We start from the raw sequence: 3821 nt of genomic DNA on the forward strand, positions 1-3821 counted from the left end.
CCCGTCCCCGAACACCCCTCCACCGTCGCCGGGTTCGCCGGCCTCGCCCGTACGATCGCCGCCGACCGCGCCGCATGGGCCCCGCTGGTGCGGTACGACGCCACCACCCGCTGGTACCACCGGCTGCGCACCGGGCCCGGCTACGAGGTCTGGCTGCTGAGCTGGGTGCCGGGCCAGGGCAGCGGACCGCACGGCCACGGCCCCTCCTCCGCGGTCCTCACCGTCCTGGACGGCGAGCTGACCGAGCGGACCGCGAGCGGGGAGCGCGCGCTGGGCGCCGGCACGCAGCGGGTGTTCGCACCCGGTCACGTCCACGAGGTCGTCAACGACGCCCTGGAGCCGGCCGTCAGCCTGCACGTGTACTTCCCCGGCCTCACCGAGATGCCGATGCACGCCCCGCACGCCGTCTCGTGCGCCCCGGCGGAGCGGGGCGCGGACGCGCCCCGCAGCCCGCTGCCCGGCTGACGCCCCGCCCCGCCGGGGCGGCTCCGGGCTGAGAGACTGTCCGCATGCAGCGCATTGTGGTTCTGGCCGGGGGCATCGGTGGTGCCCGCTTCCTGCGTGGACTGAAGGAGGCCGCACCCGACGCCGAGATCACGGTCGTCGGCAACACCGGCGACGACATCCACCTGTTCGGCCTGAAGGTCTGCCCGGACCTCGACACGGTGATGTACACCCTGGGGGGCGGCATCCACGAGGAGCAGGGCTGGGGCCGCGCGGACGAGACCTTCACCGTGAAGGAGGAGCTGGCGGCGTACGGCGTCGGCCCCGACTGGTTCGGCCTGGGCGACCGCGACTTCGCCACCCACATCGTGCGCACCCAGATGATCGGCGCGGGCTATCCGCTCAGCGCCGTCACCGAGGCGCTGTGCGCGCGCTGGCGGCCGGGGGTGCGGCTGCTGCCGATGACCGACGACCGGGTCGAGACCCATGTGGTGATCGAGGCCGAGGACGGCGGCCGCAAGGCCGTGCACTTCCAGGAGTACTGGGTGCGGCTGCGGGCGTCGGTGCCCGCGCAGGCGGTGATCCCGGTGGGCGCCGAGCAGGCCAAGCCGGCTCCGGGCGTGCTGGAGGCCCTCGGGGAGGCGGACGTGGTCCTCTTCCCGCCGTCCAACCCCGTGGTCAGCATCGGCACCATCCTCGCCGTGCCCGGCGTCCGCGAGGCGATCGCCGACGCCGGGGTGCCGGTGGTGGGCCTGTCCCCCGTCATCGGGGGCGCTCCGGTGCGCGGGATGGCCGACAGGATGCTGGCCGCCATCGGCGTGGAGACCACGGCCGCGGCGGTGGCCGGACACTACGGGTCCGGGCTGCTGGACGGCTGGCTGGTGGACACCGCCGACTCCGGCGCCGTGCCCGAGGTGGAGGCGGCCGGTGTCCGCTGCCGGGCCGTGCCGCTGCTGATGACGGACGTCGAGGCCACCGCGCGGATGGCGCGCGAGGCGCTCGGCCTCGCCGAGGAGGTGCGGATGTGACCGGCTCGGACACGCCCCCGGCGTACCGGGTGTGGGCGCTGCCGGGGATTCCCGAGGTGCGGCCCGGCGACGACCTGGTGAAGCTGATCGCGGACGCGGCCACCGCCCCGGACCTGCCCGGTCTGGCCCACGGCGACGTGCTGGTGGTGACGTCGAAGATCGTCAGCAAGGCCGAGGGGCGGGTGGTCGAGGCCGCCGACCGGGAGGCCGCGATCGACGCCGAGACCGTACGGGTGGTCGCCCGGCGCGGTCCGGCGCGGATCGTCGAGAGCCGGCACGGCTTCGTGATGGCGGCTGCCGGTGTGGACGCCTCCAACACCCCGGCCGGGACGGTGCTGCTGCTGCCCGAGGACCCGGACGCCTCCGCGCGCCGGATCCGCGAGGGCCTGCGGGAGCTGCTGGGCGTGACGGTCGGGGTCGTGGTCACCGACACCTTCGGACGGCCGTGGCGCGTGGGGCAGACCGATGTCGCCATCGGTGCCGCCGGGGTCCGGGTCCTTGAGGACCTGCGCGGCGGCACGGACATGTACGGCAACCCGCTGGGCGTGACGGTCACGGCCGTCGGCGACGAACTGGCCGGGGCCGGGGAGCTGGTGAAGGGCAAGGCCGACGGGCTGCCGGTCGCGGTGGTGCGGGGCCTGCCGCAGCACGTGGTGTGGGACTCCCCCCAGGAGGGGACCGGGGGCGGGGAGTCCGGGGAGAGCGGGGGGAACACGGAGTCCGGAGCGCGGGCGCTGGTCCGACCGGCGGCCGACGACATGTTCCGCCTGGGCGCCTCCGAGGCCGTACGGGAGGCGGTGACGCTGCGGCGCACCGTGCGGGAGTTCACCGGCGAACCGGTGGACGGCGAGGCGGTGCGGCGGGCGGTGGCCGCGGCGGTCACGGCCCCGGCGCCGCACCACACGACGCCGTGGCGCTTCGTCCTGCTGGAGTCGGCCGCCTCGCGCACCCGGCTGCTGGACGCCATGCGGGAGGCGTGGATCGCCGATCTGCGCGCCGACGGGAAGAGCGAGGAGAGCGTCGCGAAGCGGATCCGGCGCGGGGACGTGCTGCGGAACGCGCCGTATCTGGTGGTGCCGTGCCTGGTGACCGAGGGGACGCACGACTACCCGGACGCGCGGCGCTCGGCCGCCGAACGCGAGATGTTCGTGGTCGCCGCCGGGGCCGGGGTGCAGAACCTGCTGGTCGCCCTGGCGGGCGAGGGGCTGGGGTCGGCGTGGGTGTCGTCCACCATGTTCTGCCGCGACGTGGTGCGCGAGGTACTGGACCTGCCCGGCGGCTGGGATCCGATGGGCGCGGTGGCCGTGGGCCGTCCCGCCGCCCCGCCGAAGGCGCGCCCGCCGCGGCGGGTGGAGGACTTCACCGTCGTCCGCTGACGCGCGGTCGAGGGCACGGTCGAGGGACGGGCGCGGAAGCGGTCACAGGCGTGCGATGTCGCCGCGCGGGAAGCGCGGCGCACGGCGGGGCGGGGTGCGGCCGGTGGCCAGGATCAGCCGCGTGGCGCGGTGGCGCTGGCCCGCGTAGGGGGCGAGCAGTTCCAGCATCCGCGCGTCGTCCCCGTCGCGTGCGCCGGTGAGGGTGTAGACCACGATCCCCGGCAGGTGCAGGTCGCCGACCGTCACCGCGTCCGCCGCGCCGCTGACGCGCTGGAGGGTCTCGGCCGCGGTCCACGGGCCGATGCCGGGGATCGCCGTCAGACGGGTCACCGCCGCGGCCGGGTCCATGCGCGCGGCCTCCTCCATGCGCCGGGCGCGCGCGACCGCGCGCAGGATCGCCGAGGAGCGCTTGCCGTCCACCCCGGCCCGGTGCCACTCCCAGGAGGGGATCAGCGCCCAGGTGCGCGGCCCGGGCATCACGTACATGTGCTCCGGCAGCCGGCCGGGCGGGCCCGGCGCGGGCTCGCCGTGGCGGCGCAGCAGCAGCCGCCAGGCGCGGTACGCCTCGTCCGTGGTGACCTTCTGCTCCAGGATCGAGGGGATCAGCGACTCCAGCACCAGTCCGGTGCGCACCAGCCGCAGTCCGGGGTGGCGGCGGTGCGCCTCCGCCACGAGCCGGTGGCGGGGGACGAAGGCCGAGGGGTCGTCGCCGGCGCCGAGCAGCGCCGGAAGGCGGTCGAGGATCCACTCGGCGCCCGGCCCCCACGCCTCGCCCACCACCTCGCCCGCGCCCGCGTCCGGCGCGACGCGCAGCGTGGCCGGGCCCAGGGGGGTCCGGGTGGCCCGCCAGACCGCGCCGCCGACCGCCCGGTAGGCGGGGTCGTACGGGCCGCGCTGGAGCACCCGCAGATTGCGGCGCAGGTCGTGCGGCCCGAACGGCTGCGGCGGGGTCCAGCGGCGGACGGCGGGGGTG

At 76.5% G+C, this 3821-nt stretch carries 4 protein-coding genes; 3 read left to right on the plus strand and 1 reads right to left on the minus strand.

Features of this window, described 5'->3' with window-relative positions; genetic code table 11:
• From L7D48_RS27145 to L7D48_RS27155, 3 genes are all read left to right on the plus strand, one after another.
• Positions 1-465 (plus strand): cysteine dioxygenase family protein (locus tag L7D48_RS27145; RefSeq protein WP_237883484.1); only part of this gene is annotated, 465 nt, incomplete at its 5' end.
• A 44-nt stretch (positions 466-509) separates the two neighbouring features.
• Complete coding sequence (gene cofD, locus L7D48_RS27150) at positions 510-1472, plus strand: 2-phospho-L-lactate transferase (RefSeq protein WP_237883487.1); 963 nt, start codon at positions 510-512, stop codon at positions 1470-1472.
• Entirely contained in the window at positions 1469-2848 is a 1380-nt protein-coding gene (locus tag L7D48_RS27155) for a coenzyme F420-0:L-glutamate ligase (RefSeq protein WP_237883489.1), read from the plus strand. Before cofD ends, L7D48_RS27155 begins: the two co-directional genes overlap by 4 nt.
• A gap of 42 nt (positions 2849-2890) precedes the next feature.
• On the opposite strand, the gene L7D48_RS27160 is transcribed toward L7D48_RS27155, so the two are convergent.
• The coding region (locus L7D48_RS27160; RefSeq protein ID WP_308312350.1) for a DNA-3-methyladenine glycosylase 2 family protein at positions 2891-3821 on the minus strand (931 nt) is incomplete at its 5' end.

Source organism: Streptomyces sp. ICN903 (assembly GCF_022015835.1).
Lineage (GTDB): Bacteria > Actinomycetota > Actinomycetes > Streptomycetales > Streptomycetaceae > Streptomyces > Streptomyces fenghuangensis.